This window comes from Prevotellamassilia timonensis, assembly GCF_900106785.1.
Classification (GTDB): domain Bacteria; phylum Bacteroidota; class Bacteroidia; order Bacteroidales; family Bacteroidaceae; genus Alloprevotella; species Alloprevotella timonensis.
Genome location: NZ_LT629845.1, coordinates 497064 through 521498 on the forward strand (window position 1 = coordinate 497064; position 24435 = coordinate 521498).

The 24435-nt window shown below is 41.0% G+C and carries 26 protein-coding genes; 3 read left to right on the forward strand and 23 right to left on the reverse strand.

Annotated elements, in window-relative coordinates; genetic code table 11:
* The first annotated feature begins 18 nt into the window (after nucleotides 1-18).
* The 3 genes from BQ5453_RS10670 to BQ5453_RS10680 are packed head-to-tail and all read left to right on the forward strand — an operon-like array spanning nucleotide 19 to nucleotide 2180.
* A complete protein-coding gene (locus tag BQ5453_RS10670) occupies nucleotides 19-519 on the forward strand; it encodes a DMP19 family protein (RefSeq protein ID WP_071123199.1) in 501 nt (166 codons plus the stop codon).
* Nucleotides 520-528: 9 nt separating this feature from the next.
* Nucleotides 529-1005, forward strand: a complete 477-nt coding sequence (gene smpB, locus BQ5453_RS10675) for an SsrA-binding protein SmpB (protein ID WP_022102911.1) — start codon at nucleotides 529-531, stop codon at nucleotides 1003-1005.
* The gene (locus BQ5453_RS10680; protein WP_071123200.1) at nucleotides 1002-2180 is read left to right on the forward strand and encodes a restriction endonuclease subunit S domain-containing protein; all 1179 of its coding nucleotides are present in this window, start codon (nucleotides 1002-1004) and stop codon (nucleotides 2178-2180) included. Before smpB ends, BQ5453_RS10680 begins: the two co-directional genes overlap by 4 nt.
* Before the next feature lie 2230 nt (nucleotides 2181-4410).
* Here the strand turns inward: BQ5453_RS10680 and BQ5453_RS10690 are convergent.
* The 23 genes from BQ5453_RS10690 to BQ5453_RS10790 all read right to left on the reverse strand — a co-directional run bounded on the left by BQ5453_RS10690 (nucleotide 4411) and on the right by BQ5453_RS10790 (nucleotide 24431).
* Nucleotides 4411-4704, reverse strand: a complete 294-nt coding sequence (locus BQ5453_RS10690; RefSeq protein ID WP_071123202.1) for a helix-turn-helix domain-containing protein — start codon at nucleotides 4702-4704, stop codon at nucleotides 4411-4413.
* A gap of 7 nt (nucleotides 4705-4711) precedes the next feature.
* On the reverse strand, nucleotides 4712-5611 hold the full coding sequence (locus tag BQ5453_RS14700) for an HTH domain-containing protein (protein ID WP_317039462.1): 900 nt from the start codon (nucleotides 5609-5611) through the stop codon (nucleotides 4712-4714).
* On the reverse strand, nucleotides 5554-6234 hold the full coding sequence (locus tag BQ5453_RS14705) for an AlbA family DNA-binding domain-containing protein (RefSeq protein WP_317039463.1): 681 nt from the start codon (nucleotides 6232-6234) through the stop codon (nucleotides 5554-5556). Before BQ5453_RS14705 ends, BQ5453_RS14700 begins: the two co-directional genes overlap by 58 nt.
* 5 nt (nucleotides 6235-6239) lie before the next feature.
* Nucleotides 6240-7130, reverse strand: coding sequence for a hypothetical protein (locus BQ5453_RS10700; RefSeq protein WP_071123203.1), 891 nt, complete (start codon nucleotides 7128-7130; stop codon nucleotides 6240-6242).
* Nucleotides 7131-7294: 164 nt separating this feature from the next.
* Entirely contained in the window at nucleotides 7295-7564 is a 270-nt protein-coding gene (locus BQ5453_RS14490) for a hypothetical protein (RefSeq protein WP_071123204.1), read from the reverse strand.
* Between the two features lie 30 nt (nucleotides 7565-7594).
* Complete coding sequence (locus BQ5453_RS10710; protein WP_071123205.1) at nucleotides 7595-7852, reverse strand: hypothetical protein; 258 nt, start codon at nucleotides 7850-7852, stop codon at nucleotides 7595-7597.
* Nucleotides 7849-11097, reverse strand: a complete 3249-nt coding sequence (locus BQ5453_RS13965) for a 3'-5' exonuclease (RefSeq protein WP_083361215.1) — start codon at nucleotides 11095-11097, stop codon at nucleotides 7849-7851. Before BQ5453_RS13965 ends, BQ5453_RS10710 begins: the two co-directional genes overlap by 4 nt.
* A 168-nt stretch (nucleotides 11098-11265) precedes the next feature.
* On the reverse strand, nucleotides 11266-11928 hold the full coding sequence (locus tag BQ5453_RS10720) for a DUF2971 domain-containing protein (RefSeq protein WP_071123206.1): 663 nt from the start codon (nucleotides 11926-11928) through the stop codon (nucleotides 11266-11268).
* Between the two features lie 73 nt (nucleotides 11929-12001).
* Complete coding sequence (locus BQ5453_RS10725) at nucleotides 12002-12739, reverse strand: UpxY family transcription antiterminator (RefSeq protein ID WP_161942416.1); 738 nt, start codon at nucleotides 12737-12739, stop codon at nucleotides 12002-12004.
* Between the two features lie 191 nt (nucleotides 12740-12930).
* Nucleotides 12931-14031: a hypothetical protein gene (locus BQ5453_RS10730; RefSeq protein WP_071123208.1), complete on the reverse strand. Its 1101-nt coding sequence runs from the start codon at nucleotides 14029-14031 to the stop codon at nucleotides 12931-12933.
* Between the two features lie 352 nt (nucleotides 14032-14383).
* Complete coding sequence (locus tag BQ5453_RS10735; RefSeq protein ID WP_071123209.1) at nucleotides 14384-14944, reverse strand: 1-acyl-sn-glycerol-3-phosphate acyltransferase; 561 nt, start codon at nucleotides 14942-14944, stop codon at nucleotides 14384-14386.
* Between the two features lie 128 nt (nucleotides 14945-15072).
* Nucleotides 15073-15336, reverse strand: coding sequence for a hypothetical protein (locus BQ5453_RS10740; protein WP_022102734.1), 264 nt, complete (start codon nucleotides 15334-15336; stop codon nucleotides 15073-15075).
* 47 nt (nucleotides 15337-15383) lie between these two features.
* On the reverse strand, nucleotides 15384-15923 hold the full coding sequence (locus BQ5453_RS10745) for a 2-oxoacid:acceptor oxidoreductase family protein (RefSeq protein ID WP_022102733.1): 540 nt from the start codon (nucleotides 15921-15923) through the stop codon (nucleotides 15384-15386).
* Nucleotides 15924-15932: 9 nt separating this feature from the next.
* The gene (locus BQ5453_RS10750) at nucleotides 15933-16694 is read right to left on the reverse strand and encodes a thiamine pyrophosphate-dependent enzyme (RefSeq protein ID WP_022102732.1); all 762 of its coding nucleotides are present in this window, start codon (nucleotides 16692-16694) and stop codon (nucleotides 15933-15935) included.
* Entirely contained in the window at nucleotides 16691-16981 is a 291-nt protein-coding gene (locus BQ5453_RS10755) for a hypothetical protein (RefSeq protein WP_071123210.1), read from the reverse strand. Before BQ5453_RS10755 ends, BQ5453_RS10750 begins: the two co-directional genes overlap by 4 nt.
* Nucleotides 16982-17015: 34 nt before the next feature.
* Nucleotides 17016-18101: a 3-methyl-2-oxobutanoate dehydrogenase subunit VorB gene (locus BQ5453_RS10760; protein WP_071123211.1), complete on the reverse strand. Its 1086-nt coding sequence runs from the start codon at nucleotides 18099-18101 to the stop codon at nucleotides 17016-17018.
* Between the two features lie 68 nt (nucleotides 18102-18169).
* Nucleotides 18170-18394 carry a 4Fe-4S dicluster domain-containing protein gene (locus BQ5453_RS13845; RefSeq protein ID WP_074027675.1) on the reverse strand — a complete coding sequence of 75 codons (225 nt, stop codon included), beginning with the start codon at nucleotides 18392-18394 and terminating at the stop codon, nucleotides 18170-18172.
* Between the two features lie 50 nt (nucleotides 18395-18444).
* Entirely contained in the window at nucleotides 18445-18732 is a 288-nt protein-coding gene (locus tag BQ5453_RS10765; protein WP_083361217.1) for a tetratricopeptide repeat protein, read from the reverse strand.
* A gap of 137 nt (nucleotides 18733-18869) precedes the next feature.
* Entirely contained in the window at nucleotides 18870-20351 is a 1482-nt protein-coding gene (locus BQ5453_RS10770; protein WP_071123212.1) for a RapZ C-terminal domain-containing protein, read from the reverse strand.
* A gap of 7 nt (nucleotides 20352-20358) precedes the next feature.
* Complete coding sequence (locus BQ5453_RS10775) at nucleotides 20359-21561, reverse strand: hypothetical protein (RefSeq protein WP_071123213.1); 1203 nt, start codon at nucleotides 21559-21561, stop codon at nucleotides 20359-20361.
* 21 nt (nucleotides 21562-21582) lie between these two features.
* Nucleotides 21583-22227, reverse strand: coding sequence for an ATP-binding cassette domain-containing protein (locus tag BQ5453_RS10780; protein ID WP_022102725.1), 645 nt, complete (start codon nucleotides 22225-22227; stop codon nucleotides 21583-21585).
* A gap of 15 nt (nucleotides 22228-22242) precedes the next feature.
* Nucleotides 22243-23658 carry a DUF4836 family protein gene (locus BQ5453_RS10785; RefSeq protein WP_071123214.1) on the reverse strand — a complete coding sequence of 472 codons (1416 nt, stop codon included), beginning with the start codon at nucleotides 23656-23658 and terminating at the stop codon, nucleotides 22243-22245.
* 14 nt (nucleotides 23659-23672) lie between these two features.
* On the reverse strand, nucleotides 23673-24431 hold the full coding sequence (locus tag BQ5453_RS10790; RefSeq protein WP_071123215.1) for a 16S rRNA (uracil(1498)-N(3))-methyltransferase: 759 nt from the start codon (nucleotides 24429-24431) through the stop codon (nucleotides 23673-23675).
* Between the last annotated feature and the right edge of the window lie 4 nt (nucleotides 24432-24435).

The following is a 24435-nucleotide window of genomic DNA, read 5'->3' on the forward strand; positions in this document are numbered from 1 at the left end:
TAGATAAATACTAAATATATGAATATTAAGATAAAAGACTCTGTGTTGAAAGTTGCTGCTCGCGATGGTGTTGATGCATTTCTTGATGCAGTGCTATCTGCTTTTAAGAGCCAGGTTGGTGAGGAACTAAATGCAGATAGTATGCAGGACCTCTCGGCTGATCAAATTACTTTGTGGGGATATTTGATACTTCGCGATGAATTGATGGACGGAGGTTTTGTACAACTGATATATAATGGTTATGGACCATTCTACTTTGATAATCCCTTTGCCAAGGCCATGCGACTTTGGGGATTGCGTGAGTTCTCAAAATTGTTGTATAAGGCTAAGCAAGCCTATGATGCTCACAAAGAAGATTTGACTCGTGAACGAACAGACGAGGAATTTATGGCGATGTTTGAACAATATCCCATGTTTGACGACCTCGACGACGAATTTGTAGAGGCTGAGGAGGATATAACTGCAGCAGTGGCTCATTATGTGGACGAGCATATAAATGATTTTGTTGAAATAGAATAATAAGAAAGTATGGGCAAGAGTAAAATATTACCTACTTCGCGTATAAACATAAAGAATAAGCGCGCGGAACACGACTATTTGGTTATTGACAAATATACAGCAGGTATTGTGCTGACCGGTACCGAAATAAAGAGCATTCGTGCGGGAAAAGCCAGTTTGGTTGACACATTTTGTTATATAAATCGTGGTGAAATGTGGATGAAGAATGCTTACATAGCAGAATATGATTTTGGTTCGTACAACAATCATTCAACGCGTCGTGACCGGAAACTTTTGCTAAATCGCAAGGAGATTAGATCTTTGCAAGATGATACGAAATCTCCTGGTTTTACAATAGTGCCATTGCGTATGTTTATCAATGAAAAAGGACTTGCAAAGGTTGTAATAGGTCTTTGTCGTGGTAAAAAAGAGTATGACAAGCGCAACACGTTGAAGGAGAAACAAGACCGTCGTGAAATGGATCGTGCAATGAAAGTTAGACTATGATTAGGCTTCAGCTATATCGTTGCATTTTGGTTGTTGTGCTCCTTCTCGTACAAAGTCCTGCAAAGGCGCAGCAGTCTTTTGTATATGCAGACAATAGTAGTTTGCATCACACTGATGGTTCGGTATTCGTGTGCAAAGGCGTGTCAATGTGGTATGCGCCATTATTGGCAAGTGAAGGTAAAAAACAAAGAACTCGTTTGATAGCAGAACTTGATTCGCTTCAGGCGTTAGGGGTGAATACTGTTAGCATGTTGGCTGGTGCAAGTGTATCCTTACCAGAGTTGGTAGATAGCTTGCGCCCGTCGTATGGAGTATTGCACACTCAGATAGCGAATGAAAAATTGCTTCGAGGTTTGGACTTCGTCTTATGCGAATTGCAAAAACGTAAGATGAGGGCCGTTATTTCGTTAGATCGAGAAATGCAGTTTAGCGAGCAGTATGTTGAAAAATATAAGCAGTTTGCTGCCCATTTGCTTAATCGTAAAAGTTCCCTCTCGGGTAATTTATACTCAAATGACAGTACGATATTGGCTTGGCGAGTGTGTGATGCGTTAATGACGCAAAATGCCGACAGCCTATACCGATTTGTGGCTGCCGAATCTGAATTGGCTTCATATTTGAAGACTCTTGACAAGAATCATCTTGTTTCCATTTCTTATATGCCACTTGGTGCGCAGAATAATGAACCACTTTTTGAGACTTGTGTACAGGCGCAGGACGCAGATGTGATAGAGGTCGTTGCCAATCCTGTCATAACCTGTGGCGTAAAGAATGGTAACCTGTTTGATAATCTTGGAAATGTGTATCTACGTTCTGATGACAGGATAGAGATATATAATAGGTTGAGCTTGAACTATGGCAAGGTATATTGGTTGTCAGAGGCTTGCTATCCTCGGGACGCTTTCTTTGTACGGCCGTCATCGCGCACAGATGCGCGGAATGCTTATTTTGCTTATTTACTGTCAAAGGTGGAGGAGGCTAAGCGAACTGGTCAACCACTCGTAGGCTGCTCTTTCAAAGGGTGGGGCGGCATGGCTCGTACTGAGGGTGATGAGTGGAGAGTCGTTTATGATTATACTGCTGAATATCCTGAATGTAAGAAGGGCGTGTATTCCATTTTTAGTAACGATGTTTCAACCACAACGCTACTTCGCCATGGTTTTAGACTTGAATGACAATCAAAATAACACACATATAGTATGTATTAAACTCATGTTTCGGATTTAGCCTGTCCTTGTTAAATCCGAAACTTCAATTAATATCCGCCAAAGAATATTATGCGTTTCCTAAAGATGAGTAAATTAAAAGCATTTTGGAACTCACAGACCATGTTTGCGAAGGTTGTAATGGTAATCACACTACCCATTTTTGCGATAGTGGCAGGAATAGAACACCTAATTGCAAAGATAACTGGAACAACATATAACGAAGTGAATATCATTGTATATTATCTTGTCATCCCATTGTCATGGACCATCATGCTCGACTACATTACAAGAATGCCATTTCTAACACTCCTGTTTTTATTAGCATGGATTGTTTTTATCTGGAAAGACAAAATGGATTTCAGGAACCGATGTGACTTGGCATTCAAGAAATCGGTAGATTTCCTATTATGGTTCCAAAAGATAGGTTGGAACTATATTGTCTCTTCTGTCATTATATGTGTAGTCATACCCATTCTTGTTTACATCGAATTAATTTATGCCATTATCAACTTAAATTTATAGATGTACGCTAAGGGACTGCCACAGGTGGCATTGCTTGAAACAAAAAAAAGAACTTGCTGAATGCGACTCTACAGAGAAACATTCGGCAAGTTTTTTTGTTATGATAAAGATTGGGGTTGCATTAAATTCACCAAATATCAATACCCAATATGTGTTGATGAGCCAGTTGGGGAATGCGGGGTATGCTCCCGCCATGAATTGTTTTAATACTTGTTTTATTATACGTTCAGAACGAACTCTGTTGAAAAGGCAACGCCAAGACATTGTACCCATCAAAAAAGTGTACAACTTGTATACACATATTTGCCCCCTCCCCGTCTGCCTACATGTAAAAGGGTGCGTGTGTTTTTACTGCCATCTTACACTTTTTGTGTGTAACAAGTTGATATTCAGATGTTTCAAGAGTGTAAGATGATTTCAAAGTATCTTACACACTCCTACATACATCTTACACACCACGCCCCGCAGCCACGCAGCCGATTTGGACGTATGTGGTGGGTTTTACGCCACAGGGACGTAGAGAAATCTGTCGGAGCAACAGGCTTTTCTGCTCCCCTATGCCGTGATATAACCCTCCCGTGCTTGTGCCGTGTTGCAGCTTGTGCCTTGTGCAGGTTGCGTGTAGGTGGCATCTGTAACATCTTACACTGAGTAAAGTGTTGATAGTCAATGAGTTGCGGCGTGTTAGTGTAAGATGCAAGATGCTCGGCGTGTAAGCTTTTGTAGTATGGTAAAAGCTACAAGCGGCAACTTTCTTGTCTTTGCCCTTTTATAATTTATTGCTTTCCTGTGAAACGTAAACATGCGAACGGACTCAAGCACCAAACGCTATCACTAAGCGCTACCACCAAACGCAAGCTTTAATGGGGGCGATGCGTCTCGCGGGGGGTACTTCGAATAATTGTAAGCATCTCGTGCAGGCCGTATTGCAAAAGAGTCAGAAGGAAAAGTTTATCACAAACAGAGTAAAGAGCGCATTATTCGAACTGCAACGTTTTCATAAACACTTCGCTTCTTCTCCTCCTCCCGCAGAATGTCAGAAGAGTCGGGTTAAATGTCTATTTTTTTGAAGTTTTTCTCAAAAAACATTGTAACATGCAAGAAAATTTGTCATTTTGCAAATGACTCTTAGTCTCGTGCCGATGTGTGTAATTTTGACATGTTCTAATAATACATAGGCAAAGACAGTCCACGCCGGGCCGAGTGAGACGGTGTCGCCATAACAAAGCGGGTAATGGGTGGGAAAAGAGTCACGACATATTAATAAGGCGTCTTCAAGCGTCTTGTCTTTGATCTTTAGGAATTCTCGCAAAATTCAGATATTGTCAAGGATGAGGCAACGGTGGATGTCCTCGGGATGTGTTTATACGCATCCCTTTAGCAAGTATATATGGCTTTTTATGTCTTATTATTTGCTCAAAGGGGTTGTTATATTCATATCGGCGTGGGCTTCAACGTTGCTCGTTCTACAATATCGGGCAATGCGAGAAGCCTCTAAAGGTGGGACGGGCGACAGAGCAAGTTCCCACGCTTGAACCAGTAATTGCTTTGTAAGTGTTTGTAAATCAATAGGAACTTTATAGTATCAAGTTGATTTGATACCATGAAGTTCCCAATGGTTGCAAGAAACCAATCTTGCGTTGTTTATATCAGAAAATGAATTGCTCGCTGCAAATTACCTATTAATATCCATTAACTTGGATTTGGCGGTTTCAATGGCTGTAAGTTTCAATTCGTCTTCACCCTCCAAAGCATCCAATACTTTGTCGGCAAGCCAAAGAGTGAGCATTTCCTTTTCATACACTTTGAAGTATGTTGCCATTTGAATTACTTGACTTCTTTTTGCTCGCCTATCCCCACGTTCAATCTTGCTGAACATGGGGGTGTCTATTTCTAAGTATGCAGCCACTTGACGCTGCAATATCCCTTGTTCGTCTCTTAGAGACCTTATCTTGTTTCCTAATAACATATCCGTTTTATTCTTTGTCTAATATTACGATTTCCCAATAGCCTCCAAATCTACCACCTGTTCGTTTAATTTTGCCTAATTCACGAAGTTTACGTATTTGCTTCTCAACTCCTCGTGAAGACATATTCAATTGCATTGCGATTTCAGCGGCTGTTATATGTGGGTCTTGTTTTATGATATCTATAATCAAGTCCTTTGTTTCCGAACCTCTTTCCGAACCAAGTATGTCTGTTTCCGAACTGTTGCTATTCGTTTCCGAACTTTCACGACATCCTTCATGAACAGGAATAGTAACCAAGAACGTCAAGCGGTCATCTGTAGTTTCAAAGATGGCACGTGGTGAACCATTCTCTGCTAACTTTGTTTGTATTGTTGGAACACCAGTTGAGCGACCCTCTGTAAGGTCAAGTTCTTTTAAGAAATCACCCAAACGACGGTTGCGATAGCGACGGCTTTTTAGCATATCGCCCTTTTCTATATCCTCCTTGGAGATGCTTCTGTCAGGTCCAGGACAATTGAGTATAGAGATTCCGCTTGGTTCAATGGTAATCTCTATTGGTTCATGCTGCAAGAAATCTCTGTGATATACAGAGTTTACAACTGCTTCCTCAATAGCATCGTATGGATAGTTCCAGAAGCGTTCTGCCTCCTGCCTACCAGAAATCTTACGCACATACTCTTTGAGTACATTGCTCTTAATGTAATCCATTGTCTGCTTTATCATCTGTGGAACACTGCCTTTGAATGTTACCTCTGTGAAATTATTCGGGGCTTTCATCTTTCCGTTAGGGAATGTCACCACATCAATCTGAGTGTAAGGGAAGAACTTGCTTGGATTCTCGCAGAACATCATGGCTGCCACATTGCGAAGCAAACGGTTTTCTTTTGGTCCTGTGTACAGTTCCATTTGTCAAGTATGGTAGAAAGCGGAGTCGTTATCACATCATCAGCCAGTTTGCTACCCACTTTGACAAGATAATCACGAAGAAGCACCAGAGAAATATCTTCCAACTGGATGTCGCTATTGCCTCGTTCATCAAAAGGCACACGATTAGCCAACTCTCGCAATTCAACGAGAACTTCACCCCTTGCCTCAATGCTACTTGTGCCACTGCGAATGTAGAAATATTCTTTTGTCCCTTTCGCTGTTACGTTTACAGGCACAGAATATGGACGGTAACTGCCAGCAGGACACCATATAACTATCAACTGTTTGCCATCAACCTCCTCTACAGAAGAGCGAGGTAAATAGTATGGAGCCATTTTGTTGTTGTAACCTACCATCTCCTGTAGGATGTTATCAATCTTTTCAATTAGCACACCTTCTACAGGGCGAATTGCCATGCCTGTCTTATCGTCGGTATCTACACCAACTATGATATATCCACCGCCAAGATCATCAAAGTCATTGGCGAAAGCACATATACTGTGATATATGCTTCCTGGGTTCCAACCTTTCTTGAACTCAATGCGGTTGGATTCTATTTTCTGCTTGTTAAGCAGGTCGTTTATGTTTATTGCGAGTGCCATATTTATTAATCAACTTGAATTATAGGGATCTTTATATTTTGTTCATTTAAGAATGTTTCGACACTTCCTTTTGCCTTGTTGGACTTCACATATAAACCTTTAAGTAGATTTATAGGTAGAAGCAACTTTCTGTAATATAGAGTCGAGCCATCATCTCGTTTACGCGAATATTCATTGGATAAAATTTTTCTTATCCATGTTGAAGATATGCCAAATTTTGCAATGATTTCATCAAATCCTTCTGTTTTCTTACTGTATGCCGGTATTGGTATTGGAATAATTGTTCGTGTTTCTTCCTCCATCCAGTAATCTTTGGCTCGTTTGATTCTTGGCGCAACAAACGAGAGCAATCCCATTGCTATTAGTACAACAAATGATTGCGGATGATTTTTCAACAAATAGAAAGCTGTATCTTTATTGGGCCCTTTAAGAAGGACATAGCCCAAGTTTGAATATTCTTCTCTGAGTATATTTACCAATTTGTCATCTGAATTTTCACCTGCATATATACAGGAAACAATTCTCATCATAGGATATTCTTGAGTTTGAAAATTCAGACTATCATCTATTTCCATCACAATTCCATCTGATTTTGCATATTCTTCCCACATATAAGAATTGTTTGGTCGTGAAGTGAATGAAACAATATAAGGAAATGGTAAATTTTCATTCTCTCTTATTTTGTCCCAATCGAAAGAAAAGGCTATTTGTCTATCTGAAGGCAAGTCTTTTTCAACTTGTGGTAAAAGCCGTTTTATTGTTTCTATGCCAAGTTTAAACTCTTCTTTGTCTGCAAAACAATCGTATCTTGTTGCCCAGAAACACATTTGCATCTGAGCCTTTGCATTTTTAAGAATGCTTTTAAAGGCATCTATAGAAGTATAGTGATAAAGCATTTTTTTAATTGGGTAAAAATTTTACTTGTTAAACCTACACTGATGTCACAAATCAAACAGTTTTATTTGACGTTTAAGTCGAAAATATCGGCTGGATTTTCGGTCGATTTTTTTCAAATGGTCGGATTTTCGGTCGGATTGTGGATTTTTCGGTCGGATTATGATTAAACCGACCGATTACAGTCTTTTAATATCCACTTCAACCCTATTCTGTCTATCTGTTTTTCTTTATTTAATTCTACTAAGAGTCTGCCTACATAACGAAGTTTTTGCTCTTTCTCCATGTTGGCGATAGCCGACACGTAGGATATGACATCATCTTTCTCGTCCCCACAGAACGAGTTCTTCAAGTTCTTAAATTCCTTCCATTCACAGCGAGCATTCTCTTGTGGGTACTCACGGAGGAGGTATTGCTGTAGTTCGAGTTCGAGCATAATCAATACTTCATTCTGTTTCAGTAATATTTATATCTCAATATAATCACTTCTTCGTGATAATGGTAGTTCTCTGAAAATAACAGGATGCCGTTCACTTGTCAAAAACAAGGAAACTCTGTTTCCGTCAAACTTGGTTAGGAATAAATGAAAACTTTTGAGTCCATCATCTTCACAAAGCCATTCTTCTTTAGGAACAATAAAATATCCATCGCCGATATTGTTATTCTGATAGTCTGACTTCCTTACCACCAAAACATCTACATTTGTGTTATACAATTTAATCATTGTGATTTCCTTTTAAGTTCGTAATAACAATCATATGCTGCTTGTACGTCCGCCATAGCATCATGTTGGTTATTAAAGTGCTTATTGAACAATTTGTAGTAGAGTTCATCCAATTTGGGATATTTATATGGCTGACTCATACGTGTATGGAATGACAAATTAGGTATTTTGCATATATTCATACCCATTTTCATCGTGTCAACTACATTGTGATTCTTTGTAGTGAGCAATGCATTTTCTATCCCTTTGACTCTGATTATTTCAGCTTTAACCACATTTAAGTCGAAGGAAACATTATGTCCTATAACGATGTTAGAATTACTTAAAACCTGGTCTAAGAAACCTATAACATGTTTTCTATCTTCTCCTACTTTGATAGCTTGGGCATTGGATATTCCATGTATTCTTGCGGATGATTCTGGTATGGAATACCCATTCGGTTTCAAAATCATATTCCGTTTTGCCAATATTCCATAGTTGTCATCTTCAATAATTAATACAACTTGAACAAGATGAGGCCAATTGTCCAATTCTGTATACGGCAGATTGTCGTTTATTGGTAAACCTGTTGTCTCAGTATCAATAAAACATCTCAAATTCTTAAAGGGAGTTCCCCATATGCGATGTCCTTCTTCATCACATGAGTCATAATTCAAAAAAGGAACAGCATAGATAAATTCATCTTTTGCAAGATTTATATCGGCACCATAATTACCTATATGGAATCGCAAATCTTGGCAAGACCGACCAACAGACACTCTGTCAAATATGAAACTGCTTAAAGGACGTTGATTTGTATCCAAGATAGCACACTTTATTTCATTGGCAGCACCTAAGAAGTTTCCGACTTTTTTACCTGTAAAATTTCCAACAACTATTATTGGATTTTGCTCGCTATAAAAGACTCTTGCATAATCCCATTTAAATGGAATGATTATTTCCTCTGGGACTTTTCCAACAATGTCATAACCTCCATATGAAGGATTTTCTGTTTCTGACAATTTATCGTGTTCTTCTATTACGATTCCTTCTTTCTCTTTGTCAAAATCAAATACAGCTACCCAATTGCAATTTCGTTCCTCATAAGGTGATACTTTCCATCGTTTACAATCTGGTCGCATGTTGTCCCAACACAATATGGACATTGTATTATATAGCGTACGCCCATTGTGATATAAATGAATCTCAACAGTATTTTCATCTATAAACCGAATAAAATCAAATTCTGGAGATTTGAAAATTCCTACTCCGTAACTTTCACAGGCGTAATCGTACTTTAAAATCTGCCATTTATCAATGGTTAATCTTGCAATAAAATAATCATTACCTAATCCGTTTAAATATAGATATTTCTCTAAGTCTAATCTTTTTGAAAGTGCAAGTTGATTATATGAAGAATGTATTTCTATCATATAATCAGATTCATATATTATTTTAGAATCCTCAATAATACATAGCTTTTTATAATTATCTATTTCTACTATAGCAAAATATTCTCCACTAAGCAAGATGCCAAATTCAATGATTTTGTCACATTTATAGCTGAATAAAATTGTCGTTGGACGATTATTGTATAAGCAGTAGTATTCACTTGCTTCATTCTCTTTGCAGTCATACGCATTAGATTCTCTGTTATCAAACACACACCATTCATCATCCCTTTTGCCAATTAAAAAAGAGACTTTGTGCTTTACATTTACTTGTCCTATTGCTGGAATAGAAGTATATCCATCCCAATCATCAGGATAGATATTCTTTGTAAAATAAGTTCCATCATAGAAATCTATAGTTTCTAATATGTCATACGGACTGTCATCAAATTCATTTTTCGTGTTTCTAAGATAGTATTTTTGAGATAGAATTTTGTATTTTGAATTAAATTCATCACAAATAAACGAGTATGTGATATTGCCCTTGTCATCATATCTATCACATTGCATGTGCTCTCGTTTTAAGACGAAATATACATCTGTGATTTCGAATAATCCATCAGGAGCGCCGCATTGATTTGTTGCTGCTTCAACCAAATCATCATCTGAATAATGCTTGCCTTCTTTTGAATATATGGCATCATATTTACATGGAATAATTTCCTTAAATGCAATTGTTGTTGTTTGAGAACTGAAGTGCTTTACAAAGTGTGTATTAACGATACCATATTGGTAACCTTCATAATTATTACAAAGAACAACTATAGAGTAATTGTTGTACAAATAATCTAAATCCTCATATGCAGATGGATTATAATAACATTTTGATATCTTTGTTATTATTTGATATTTTGTATCTACAATAACTTTTCCTTCAAGGTTCACAGTTCCCCATTTCTTGTTTTTACACACAAAAAAACCATCTTCTGCCTTATTGATATTATCATAGATAAAAGGTAATACAATAGTAGCATCAAATCTTAACAATCCCCATTTTTTTGACAATGTGTCTTGTGCCCCAATTACCTTACTTGTATGATATCCAAAACTTAAATAGTTTAATGGTAAGATGAATTCTCCGTGTTTATTAACGATTCCATGTTTATTTTGCTGTGACACATCATAATAGCCAACAACCTCATCTACTGGGAGCACACTATCAAATTCGGCAAATGACTTTTCCCCGAATTGATTAATGACTCCACTAAATATACCATTGATATATGTACTTACAACTTGGTCATTATAGAAAAACACTTTACGACTATATATTGGTTGTATTACGACTTTACCAGATTTGTCCAAACACCCCCATGTTCCTCCTGATATAAAGAAACCGGTTAGGTCATCTTCCATTAACGTTCCACCTATATTGAACGGAATATAACCGCATGCATCAATGTCTGGATCACGATGCTGCCCCATTGGTAATAAATTATAGCTATTGGGAAGATCTATCCATGACTTCATGGCCACGGAATTAAGAATGTAATTATCTACAGACATAATTCTCCAATTACCACCAACATTAATCCATAAAACGTTCTTTTCAGAAATCTCCTTTCTTTTTTTCGTTTCCTTCTTTTTTGTATATATATTAGTTAAAGATTCTTCTAATAGATAATCCTCATTATCAGTTTTAATCTTGTATTTGATTGATTTTAGACTAATATTGTCTTTTTTAAAGCCTATTTTATATATACCTTTACGCAGTTCTATCTTTAATATGGAATTTGGGAAAGCTTCACCAACTTCTTCAAAATCGCAATAGACAAGGCATTGAATGTCTACTAATATTTTTAATATTGAACTCATACAATTTCCTTTTTGAAACGTCAAACATCTATCTCACAATTAACTTCAGGAATGAGAATATCATATCCATAGGAAGAATTCCAGATTATTTCCGTGTGATTTATATCAATAAGAGAATAATCAAGCAATCCATTACCATATACCAGTATTGGAACTCTTTGTGTATGTTTATTCAGTTTCTCTACATTTTTTAAACTTAACACTATCAGTATTCTCGATTACAGAATTCAGGATAATATATTTTAAGGCTTTGCCATAATACAAGTATTCCTCTTTATTGAGGTTGGTACAGCGTTTAATAAATCGGTATTCTTGTTCGTGCTCCCATTCTTTTCGCTTGTGAAAGAATAACTTATCGGCTTTCTTTTGTATGTTGCTTTGGATACTTTGAGAGTCATTGGAGTTTGCAATATAAAACGATTCTACAGAGGTATCGTATGATACAATTTTGTGCAGAACGGCATCATCAATTTGTTTGCATAATATGTCCTTGTCAAATACGAGACAGACGCCTTGGCCTTTATCGGCATAAAGTCCCCACATTTGATGAAGGTCGAACCCCAATTTATCCTGTTTGTTATCATCTGCGGTAAGGCTAATCTGTCGATATTTTGCCATCTCACAATCTATTGCATCCAATACTTCGGATGGAAAACTATTGATAAGAGTTCCTGTTGTGTCGACATAGGAAAGTTTGTCATTTTCATGAATGTCATTCATGTTATGCAACCTTCCAAATCTTAGACTATGGGATTCCAATATTTTAATTGCAGTATCAAACTTTGTGTAATGATACAACTTTTTCATATTCATGAATTCTTCTTTCATCATTTGATTGTATATTTTTATTATATGTTAGGAGAATTGCTCATTTCATTTATTATATAGTGTTTAATCTGTTGCGTTAATCAAGCAGCGTTATTGATTTTTCTTTCCTCATCGCCTCTTTTGGCACATATGCCGTAGCTACTAAGCATCCCTCAAACAATTCTACGACCACTCTCTGCTGTCCTGCAATTCTTGCCACTCTTCCGTGAATTCCTATGAATTCACCTTCTGTTACAACCACTTCGTCACCTAATTTATACATGATGTTCTCTGAAGTAACAGGAATGATGTGAGGATTCTTTATGGAAGTCAATCTTATGAAATTGTCCATCGCTGAATCAGAAATAGTAAGAGGTGGATTTTTGTCAGGAGCATCTTCTCGGTAAGAAGTATGGTCGTAGTAGAAACTAAGCAATGCCCTACCAACTGATGCATTATTATTGCGACACAATGCTTCGACTTGGCTATATGTAGCATGAACAAAGAGAAATGAGGAGAGAAGAGGGTCTGTTATGATTCGCTTCTTTCCTTGCTTCCTTACCGCTTTATATCGCTTAGGAACATAGCTTTCCAAGCCTTTAGCTTCTACAAATTCTTTAGCTTTGAGAACGCGTCCATATGAAACTCGCAAAACGAACCATTGCCTATTTGCGTTTGGCACACTCTCTACCGACACCCCACCTTTGACATCGTCAGAAACGGAGGGCGTACAAGAGGTAAATCTTGCACTTGGACACGATGAGTCTGTGTCGGTAGGCTGCCCATTATACAATGAAGCGTCAGCCGTTAAAGGCTGTTTGGTGTTATCTTCCAATGTTATTGCTCAGAGGTTAGATTAAACCAATAGACTTTTTCTTGATAGAATTGTCAATTATTGACCACAAAAGTGGGAAATCTTATTCAGACGAAAGAATAAATCATTGGAAATCTTCACTTCTGGCATCATATTTCTGTAATTTGAGGCGATTTGCTGTAACCAACGTCACAAATCGCCTCTCATTGCCATTATCTGGATGAACCTTGTGGCTTCTTTTTTGATGGTGCTCCTAATCCCAACTTCTGTGTTCCGTCCCAATTAGTGAGTTGGTCAGCACAACCATTGGAGCCACCGAATGAAACGTATGTATCTGCGCTGCACGACATGTAATCAATGAACGAAAGGAAGTTCTGAATGATGGGTTCGGTATAAACAACTTCATCGGTAGCAAAGAGTTTTGTCCAGTGTGCGACACATTCTCTCCGATAGTTGCCACAACCATTCCAATCCATGCTCGCGAGAAATCTTTCAACGGCAAACTTTGCTCCTTGTGGAGAGCGAAGCGCAATGTTGGATTTTGTGGCAGTAGCCATAATACCATAATAGATTGCTTTGGCTTCTTTTTCATCGAAATCTATTCTGCTTGATTGCGAAAAGGCTTTAAGCTGTTCATTACCTTCACTAATGAATCGGTTAAGTACACCTTGGTATCTGTCTTGTCTTGCCTGTTCTTCACGTTTTGCCTCCGCTTCTTGTTCCTTGCGGTCTTCCACACGTTTAACAGCTTCAATTATTTCAGGCTGCTTTGTCAAGTCGTTCCATTGAAAAACCAAGATTTTATATTTCTCCAATAGAGTATTGTAATCAGTCTTGAGTCTTGTAATGTCCTCGTTTTTTGAGGCTAATTGGGTATTGAGACTTTCAATAACTGCATCCTTTTGAACGGTTGCTTGTCTGACAGCATTTTCGTCAAGCAGCGATATGTGTTGCTTCACTTTTGCATTTTCAGCCTTTAGTGTATCATTCTCATTCTGCAATGCCTTATTCTCAATAATCAGTTTGTTGAGTTGCTGCATATAGTAAGTGTAAGTTTTGTTGACAGATGCTTGTGTACCATTATTCTGCTTGTCACGTTCAGCGTTGATGGCAACGACAAGAACCTTGATAGCGTCATTGATGTTTGTTGTCCGTTCCTCTCGCCAAGTCTTTTGTCCGATGAGTGCAGGAATTGGGATGGAAAGTTTCTTATTTACGGTATTCATTGCTTCTTGTACAGGTGTCTTTATGTTGAGAAGAGAAAATGTAAGTTCTTGCTTGTCAACAGTGGCAAGAACAGCGTATTTCTCCACTTTGTCAAGAGCGACTTTCGCCTGGCGTTCCGCTTACGTATAAATTCGCACGATCTGAAAGGCGCTGCGAAAGAAACGAGCACTAATGGGGGCGACGCGTCTCGCGGGATAGAGATAGGAGTTAAATACGAACGCTACTACTGCTAATAATAGCTGCATCTTTCTCCGCGGGACGCGTCGCCCCCATTAGAGTTCGCGTTTGGTGGTAGCGCTTGATGGTAGCGCTTGATGATAGCGTTTGGTGCTTGAGTCCGTTCGCATGCAATGCGTCACCCAATCAAATGGCGTAACTCAGCGTTTTTCAATACGCGCCATTCAATGGCACAAAAAAGTGATGAAGTCAGGAGAGTAATTATTGGGCAATTTCTTCAACCGCAAATTTTTCGGGGTGCTTACCTTCAAACTGGCGATAATATTCCATGATGATGCGCATATCCGCATCAACGTTTCCAGATGGGTTGAGTGTTTTTGTGCACACAATGCGCTTGTTGGGATAATCGATAGCGTAAAGCAAAATAGGAAGTTGTGCCTTTAATGCGATAAAGTAAAAACCTCTTTTCCACTGCTTGGCTAAAGACCTTGTACCCTCGGGAGTAATGGCAAGTGAAAAATGAGAAGATTCTTTTGCTTTCTGGGCCAACTGGTCCGTCATGCTCGTATGTTTGCTTCTCTCGACAGGAATACCTCCTATGCGCTTAAGCAATCGGCCAAATGGCCAAAAGAACCATTCCTTTTTCATCAGGAAATTCGAGGTCAATCCGATAGAAGTGTAGTATAGTTCTCCGATGATAAAATCCCAATTGCTTGTATGTGGTGCCACGCAAATAATGCATTTGTTTGGCGTCTGTTCAGTGACTTCGACGCGCCAGCCTAACCATCTGTGCAGTATTGTTTTGCAAATGGATTTGAGCATTTCTTTTATGTAAAATTGGTATTAGTTGTCTCAAACGAGATGTGCAAGTGTTGCAACACCTGTTTTGATACAGATGTTAAACACTTGCACATCGGTAATCATTTGACTAACGCTACTATGTTTTGACTTTATGCCTTTATGATGCGGGCATTAATGTCGTTAACCTTATCGGTAAACTCTTGTTTGAGCTTACGATAAAATTCGCGTTCAGATCCTTTTTCTGTATGGCTGATGCGTGCAACATATTCACCATGAAGGGCAATAACCTCTTTCATAAGTTCGTCAAGCACAGTTCGGTCTGCTTGTTGGCACATACTTAAAGCCACACAATCGGCAAAGAGGTCGCCAGTGATCATTTTGATACTCTTTTTGAGTTGTTTGCGGTTTGCCATAATCGTTTTTTTATTTGGTTAATATGGGGAGTACGGTCTCCTTTTTATTATTTCGAAATAATATCACGTCCCTTCAGAATGGCCTGCTCGTTCATAGGTAGCAGATTGTGGTGACGCTCAGGCAGTGTCTTACGTAAGGCTTTCATTACACTCTCGATGGATACGATTGGGTGAACTTTAAGAAAACCTCCTAAGATGAACATGTTAAAGCACTTCATCATAGACATTTCGGCAGCAGATTCCATTGCAGGAATGTGCCATGAGGTGATGTCTGTGCGTGAAGGCTTTTCTATGATTCCAAAACTATCGTATATAAGAGTACCACCTTTTTTAACCTTGGGTTGGAACTTGTCGAGTGAGGGTTGGTTGAGCAGAATGGCCGTATCGTATGTGCTGAGTATGGGCGATGATATGGGTTCGTCGCTGATGATGACCGTTACATTTGCTGTGCCACCACGTTGCTCAGGTCCGTATGCAGGCATCCATGTTACTTCTTTGCCCTCCATAAGTGCCGCATAAGCTAAAATTTTGCCCATTGAAAGCACTCCTTGGCCACCAAATCCAGATATAATAATTTCTTGTTTCATGTGTCTTGTTTATTTATCTTTCAGGTCGCCAATGTGGTAAAAGTCGAACATGTGGTCTTCCATCCATTCATTGGCTTTGACGGGTGACATCTTCCAACCAGAAGAACAGGTAGATACAATTTCGATTAAATTAGAACCTTTGCCTTGCATTGAGTTTTCAAATGCATGGCGAATAGCTTTCTTCGCTTTGCGTATGGCGGCAACGCTATGTACACTTTGACGTGTAACATATGCTGTGCCTTCAAGGTTTGCAGCGAGGTCTGTAATGTTGAGTGGATAACCATGCAATTTAGGGTCACGGCCGTACGGGCAAGTAACAGTTTTCATGCCCAATAGGGTGGTGGGAGCCATTTGGCCACCAGTCATGCCATAGATGGCATTGTTGATGAATATCATGGTGATGTTCTCGCCACGATTGAGGGCATGAATTGTTTCGGCAGTTCCGATACATGCTAAATCGCCATCTCCCTGATATGTAAACACCAAACGGTCTGGCCAAAGTCGCTTACATGCTGTGGCAAGTGCTGGCGCGCGCCCGTGTGCAGCTTCCTGCCAATCAATGTCAATGTAACGGTAGGCAAAAACGGCACAACCAACGGGGCTGATACCTATTGTCTTTTCTTCCAGGCCCATTTCTGCAATGACTTCTGCCACAAGTTTGTGAACAACGCCATGCGAACACCCAGGACAGTAGTGCATGTCCGTGTCGTTCAGGAGTTCTGGCTTTTTATACACCAAATTCTCTGGTTTGATAATATCTTCTCTTGTCATGAGTTTCTGGCTGAAAAATTATTTTTCTTTATTCCGGGCATTCTTAATACAACTTCAACCATTTTGATGATGACAGCAAACAAACCGACACTATACCACAGCATGGTGCGTGTGTTGTCAACCAAGATACCAATCATGGCAACCAAAGCCACAATGATGAAAATGCTATTGAGAATGTTTCTCAGGAAAAGATTATGCGTCATGCGCCTTTTTTGTTGCGCCTCTCTTGACTGACGCAACTGTTCCAATATGTCATGCCCGTTTCCAGGTGTGTTGTTATTGATCATATTAAAGCGTTGTTAAAGGTGCGTATGGCACTTGTTATTGTAACTTTCGCAAGGCTTCTATAATTTCGTCTGGGTCGGGTACAATGCCTCCCAAGCGTCCATAATGTTCAACGGGCGTTCTGCCTTCAACTGCGCATCGCACGTCAAATATCATTTGTCCTGCATTGATTTCAACGACCAAAATACCTTTGACCTTCTTGCTGAGTTCGCTGATTTGCTTTTCGGGGAAAGGCCATAGGGTTATAGGGCGGAACAATCCCACTTTAAGCCCCTGCTTGCGGGCGCTTTCCATTGCCTTTTGTGAGATGCGTGCTGCCGAACCGAAAGCTACAATAGCATAGTCCGCGTCTTCAAGGTTTTGACATTCGTATCGAACCTCCTTGTCTCTTATTTCTTGATATTTGTGCTGCAAATGCAAGTTTTTAGCTTCCATTTTTGACGGCTCAAGTTCAAGAGATGTGATAACTTGGGGGCCACGTGTTTTCAGTCCATGTCCGTTAGCGGCCCAAGGACACTCTTTAGCAATCTCTTCCTCGGTGCGGCGAGGCTTGAACGGGGGGAGCACAACTTTCTCCATCATCTGGCCGATAACGCCATCGGAAAGGATCATTGCAGGGTTGCGGTACCGGAATGCGAGTTCAAATGCCAAGTCAACAAAGTCTGCCATTTCCTGTACAGATGCAGGTGCCAATACAATTACGTTGTAATCGCCATTACCACCGCCTCTTGTTGCTTGGTTGTAGTCGCTTTGTGATGGTTGAATGGTGCCAAGACCAGGGCCACCGCGCTGCACATTAACAATCAGTCCTGGTACTTCGGCGCCAGCCATATAGCTGATACCCTCTTGCATCAGCGCTACGCCAGGTGATGATGAAGATGTCATGACGCGTTTGCCGCTTCCGCCACCGCCATATAGCATGTTGATTGATGCTACTTCGCTTTCAGCCTGCAACACCACCATGCCGGTAGTTTCCCAAGGCTTTAACTCTGCCAAAGTTTCAAGCACCTCGCTTTGAGGTGTAATAGGGTATCCAAAATATCCGTCACACCCACAGCGTATGGCTGCGCGTGCTATGGCTTCATTCCCCTTAAGTAGGAGTACTTCGTTTTCTTCTTTCATAGAAGTATGTTTCAAGGGCAGACTGCACACATATATAGTTTTGCGTGAGTCTTTTCTTATACCTGATTCTACTCTTTTGTTCGATAAACACTAATGCAACCGTCGGGGCATACAATGGCGCACGAAGCGCAGCCAATGCAAGTGTCTGCTATTTCCTCGCAATAGGCATAGCCTTTATGGTTGACTTCTTTTTTTGACAATTCGAGCGTATGGGTGGGACATGCCACAATGCATAGTCCGCATCCCTTGCATCGTTTGGTGTCGATGACAAGAGCTCCTTTCATTTTGCTCATATTTATATGTATCAAATTCCTGCCCGGCTTCAGGGGCATGAGTGTATGTGTTATTGGTTGTACATGTCCTTGTTGTAGAAATCCATGATTTCTGTCAGCATCAATCTGCATTGGCGTGCGGGGCCTTCCGGTTCAATCTCTTCAGATTTTAGAAAACACGAAATGGCATTGCCCCAGTCAGACAGCTTCATGAATACTTTACCTTGCAAGTAGTAGAGTTCTGCCGAATGCTCTGTTTTTTGTTGCTCTTGGCAGATAAGTCGCATGGCTTCATCAGTTTGGCCATGGTCTAATGCGTCATAAATGTCTTGAAAATGGTTCATTTCGGCTGTATTCATAGGCATGTCTTAAAGCAAAGTTACTGCTTATTATTGGATAACAATATATCTCAAGTATTTTTTTAGAGAAACTTAACTCGCAGTTTGTCGTCAGTCAGCGCCTTTCAGTAAGTACACCTTCAGTCTGCAGATATGTGCTATTTGGTGGCATTAAGCGTGTCAGAAATGCCTTGCTCCCTATGACAGATATGTACTTCTATGCCGAATTTTTGGTGTATATGCTCGGCCAGGTGTTGGGCAGAGTATACACTGCGATGTCGCCCACCTGTACAGCCGAATGAGAACATCAAATTTGTAAATCCACGTTCCATGTAGCGTGTCACGTGTGCATCAGCCAACTTGTATACAGAATCAAGGAATGTGAGAATCTCGCCATCGTCCTCCAAGAATTTGATTACGGGAGCATCAAGGCCGGTGAGAGGCTTGTATTGTTCGTAGCGTCCGGGGTTGTGTGTGCTTCGGCAGTCAAATACATATCCGCCTCCGTTGCCAGAGGTGTCTTCGGGAATACCTTTCTTGTAGCTGAAACTGAATACGCGTACAACTAATGGCCCTTGCCCGTCATACTTTGACTTTGTGGCCTGGCCAAGCTCTTCGGACTTTTGGTTAAACTGTGGCAGCTCTACCATGCGGTGCAACGTGTCATTCAGGCAGGGGTAGGGCGTAGCGACACCTTCAAGTAGCAAACGGCGCAAATTTTGTATTGCCAGAGGTATGCTGTCAAGGAAGTACTTTTTGCGTTCAAAGTAGCCACGCAAGCCATAGGCTCCGAGCACTTGTAGTATGCGGAATAATACGAATTGTTGTAAACGCTGGCGGAACGCGTTGGAATTGAGTTGTGGCACAATTTGTTGCAATTCGGCTAAGTAAGCATCAATTAGTTGCTCACGCAATGTTTGCGGATAACGTGCAGACGCTTGCCACAGGAATGATGCAATGTCATATTGCAGGGGGCCTTGCATTCCGCCTTGGAAGTCTATAAAATATGGAGCACCATCGCACAGCATGACGTTGCGGGCTTGAAAGTCGCGATACAAAAAGTAATGATCATCTTGCTCATTACCGGCCAGGTCCTTTGCGAACTGTTGCATGTCGCGTTCCAACTCTATTTCGTTGAAAGGCAAGTCCGTTGTCTTCAAAAAACTGTATTTGAAGTAATTTAAGTCGAACATGGCGGCTTGATGGTCAAAGCGTATCGGAGGCAGACATTGCTCGTAGTCAATGCCCTTTCCGCCCTCAACCTGTACATGTGCAAGCATTCGCAAGGTCTTTTCAAGCAGTGCAACTTCTTCTTGGCCATAATTATATCCGTTTTTACGAGCATTTGCGAGTGCATCGTAAAGAGATTCGTGTCCAAGGTCTTGCTGTATGTAGCACGTCTCGTCATCGCTCACTGCGTAAATGTGCGGCATAGGCATTCCTGCTTCAGAAAAGTGCCGGGCAAGATATACAAAGCAGTGGTTTTCATGTGTTGAAGGGCCTATAACGCCGATTACGCTTTCGTTGTTATTTGCATATATGCGCACGTATTGTCTGTTGCTGCCTGCTTTAGGCAGGGTTTCCACCTTAAGAGGCGCTTGCCCTTTCCAGTGCTTGTATAGTGAGAGTAATTCTTTCATAATGCTGTTATTCCTTTCTGTTCCAAATGCTCATGACCTTTTTGCGGATGGCAATGATGTTAATAATAGAAACTAATACAAAAATGCCTCCACCAGTCAAAAGTGCGGGCAGCATGCTACCTCTTTTTATTGTTGGGAAAATAAGGCCGATAACGTGCATATAATAGTCGCGAACGACTATTAATAATGCAAACGCCAATATGAGTGTTGCTGCATTCATGCCGAGAGTCAGTAATTGATAGGGGCGGCTCACACGGTTGGGGCTATAGCCTATGAGTAGCAGGTTCTCAAGTTTCTGCGTATTTTTTTGTACAAGCAGATATATGCTGAGCATAAGAATGTAGAATGAAAGTATGCTGACCAATAAACCGACAAGCATCACCATGCTTACCACGACCTTCAAGAAGTAAGTAGTCTTGCCAGCGTCCAGTTTGTTGTCTTCTACGTCATAGCCCTTTTGCTGCATGTATTGCGCTATGCGTGAGTCTGCAGGATTGTTAACTTCCAATATGATGCGTGATGGATCCTCCGTCTTACCAGGTTCGTAGGTGGCATTGCTCCAATCCATAAACGATTGGGGGACGAGTATTGTGTTCAATCTGCCTGAGAAGCCCAGCACCTTGCCTTTGAATTGGGCGTGTTGGCCGTTGGCATTGATAAAGATGCGCATATCAATCATACCGACAAGTCCGTCGCTTACTTTTGGCAGATTGCGACTTTGTGCAAAACCAAAGTTATATAGTGCAATATACGTACGAGGCAAAATGACAGGCACTTCTTCATCGCCGGGCTTATATTGCCAGTCGGCTGCTGAGGCATCAACAAAACTGTCGGGTACGGCTTCAAAGAACATTTCCGTGTTCAGAGGCTCTGCACCATTAACTGCCATTGCTGCAGACACCTTATATTGTGAGGACGTAAAAGCACCCGCTTTTTTACAGAAGGGCTGTTTGCGCACATCGTCAATGTCGAATGTTGAGAAAGCGTTACTGCGGCCTGACAGTGTGCCAACGGTCGTGATGTGTTTGGAAACAACCAAAAAGTTGTTGTTGATAAAATTGTCTTCTTCGGTAAATACCGGTATGATGTCCTTATAAAACTGAATGCCCAGCATGACTACCCACATGCCAAAAAGGTTGGCAAAGAAAAAACCTGCAAGTTGTGACAGGCTGATGTGCTGTCTGAGCAATTTCCAAATCAACTTGTTCATAGCAAAGCGTCTGTTTGCGAATTATAGTTTGAATGTTTGATCATAGTCAAGTTCCATGTGCTTGCCTATGCTCGTTACGATAACTCCGGCTCCCTGCCGTTTGGCTTCAGACATCATGATATCAGCCATAATGGCAGAATTGGTGTCGTCAAGGTGGCTGATAGGTTCATCGGCCAGCAAAAAGTCGAAGGGTTGTACCAAAGCGCGTATCATGGCTACGCGTTGCTGTTGTCCAAAACTCATACGTCCAACTTTGGCATCAAGTTTGTCGGCAATGCCCAAACGCTCAAACCAACTCTCAATCTCTGCTTGGGTCTTGAAATTTGTAAGTTTGTTCTTAATCTCGACATTTTCAAGAGCTGTCAGTTCGGGGAATAAGCGCAGTTCTTGAAACAAGTGACTGATGTTACGTTGCCGTATATCCACCCAATTGCTTACAGTGAGTGTTTTGACGTCAGTATCGTCAAAACGTACAAGGCCGGTATAGTCATGCCGGTATCCTAATACGTAGCTACACAGAGTAGATTTGCCTGTGCCCGACATGGCTTCGACCAAATAGAGCTTACCTTTTTCAAACTTCACATTTTGCTTCCATATCTCGCTCTTAAGGTCTGAACGTTGGGCAAAGACATGAGGCAGAACGTTTGATAATGTAATTGATTGCATGATAATATGCTGGTTTTATTCGATGCTGATTGTTGCTTTACGGCCGCTCATGGCTTGATAGGTGATATGTTGTGCGCCTAACGTAAATTTGCGGATTAAGTCGTGTAGCCCGCCTTGTTCAAAACAGGGCTGCTTGAGCAGACCATTCACATCAAGACTGATGTAAACTAAAGTGCCGTTTGCCGAGTTGCTTTTGTCAAAGCCAAAAGGTTTCTTAGCTTCACCAATCATTTGGGGCGATGCAAAATATAGTGCATTGTTGCAGTCTTGCAAGCCAAAGTTAAGTTGCTGTTTGTCGCTGCTCAGATAGAAAGCATGGTCTGACAACTGCTTCAATAGTACATTCTTTTGTTTGTGTGCACTTTGCAGCCAATAGTTTGCATCGTCAAAAAGGTGGGAAGTGTGCGTTTCAGCTTTCATGCAAAATGATGGTGTCCAATCCTTGCCAAAGGCATCAATTGCAATGCTAAACAATCCGTCTGTGCTACCTATCATCTGATCAGCGTCAAATGTTTGATTGAGGCCCATGAGTAGCCCGCGTAGCGTGGCGTCCGTTTTGAGCAGTTGTAGTAATGGCTTGCCTTGTGCACGCGTGGCCATGAACAATAAGTGCCCGGCTGTAGTTGTGGTTGGTGGGGTGGTTATACAGCCTTTTGATTGTTCAAAGGTGTTGATTGCATTGATAATATCGTTGTTGTCGCTGGTAATTTCGCAGTTAATGTCAGACATTGTTAACTGTCCCTGCTTACTGCGTTTAACATTTGCGGCGGCAAACACGTGTATTGCGGCAGGGTCGCAGTCGGGGGGCACACCAAGGCGGAACAGCATGTTATATGGTGCAGGCACCGCGTCGAGTTGAGTGTATATTTGTATGCTGCCATCAATAGCCTTGAGCTTGTTAAAAGCATCGGTGCTTGTAAAGTTATCGCCCGAGTTAATCATGGCCGTAATCGTCTGGCGCAATAAGTCGCGTTCTTTCGCAACGCCGGGGCCAATACATACCATGTTGCTGTTATCCCAACTCACGAGCCAGCCGCTGTTTATCCAGGCCCAGTTTCTGCCATCAGATTTGTCAATATTGCCGGTGTTAAGCTTTGCCTTTTGTGCAAGCGCACGGGCAAACTCATCTCCATCATCAATCTTTGCTGTGATGCAGAAGTATTCGTTAGGTGTGATGAAAGCGTATACAGGCTTGCTCATATCAATACCCGATGTGGTGCCAGCCATCATTTCGCCCAAGCATGCCGGGAGCGTTTGGCCGCCCACCTGGTCTTTTATTTTTGCAGGGTTGATGCGTATAACAGCTTTACTTTGTGCTGGTATGAAATCCTCATATCCTTTGGGCCAAAGCCACCATGTGAGCAAGGCTGCAATGGCTGCAACCACTATTGTAGTTGCAATGATATATTTCTTCGATTTAGCCTTTTGCATAACATTCTATAGAGTTAGGCCTTTGTGCGTTTTGCCAAATACATGAGATGCACGGCAACAAGTGCTGCAGTCTCTGTTCTTAATCTACTTTCGCCAAGGCTAATTGGTTGAAAACCATTGCGAATAGCCTTGTCAACTTCACTAATGCTGAAATCGCCTTCTGGGCCGATAAGAACCAAGGACTCCCCGTCTGAATTAAGAAGCTCGCCTAAGAAATTACGTCCTGAAAGGTGAATGCCGTCCTGGTTGTCGCCTGTCTCCTCGGGGGTGTAGCAATGTGCTATGAACTTCTGTCCGTCAAAAGGTTTGTTTATGAAATCCTCAAATGATGTAAGGGGTTCTATCTCTGGTTTGAAAGCTTTGTGACTTTGTTTCATGGCCGAAACGACTATTTTTTCCAGTCGTTCGGTTTTTACCACGCGTCGTTCAGAATTGGCACAGTTGAGAAGTGATATTTTATCAACTCCAATTTCGGTGGCTTTTTCAGCAAACCACTCCATGCGGTCCATATTTTTAGTCGGTGCAACAGCCAAGTTAATGCTGCCTTGCCATAGTTTGTGGTCGTTCCATTCGTGGTCAATGGCAAAAGTGCAGTGTTTTGCCGAGGCCACTGTAATATGTGCGTCGTAGAAATGGCCAATGCCATCAGTCAGGGTCAGTGCGTCCCCCTCTCTCATTCTGAGCACGCGTACAGCATGTCCTGCTTCGTCGGCTGGAAGTTCGTTAGAGCCTTCAGCTATTTGTGGCGCATAGAAAATGTGTGTCTCTTTCATGATT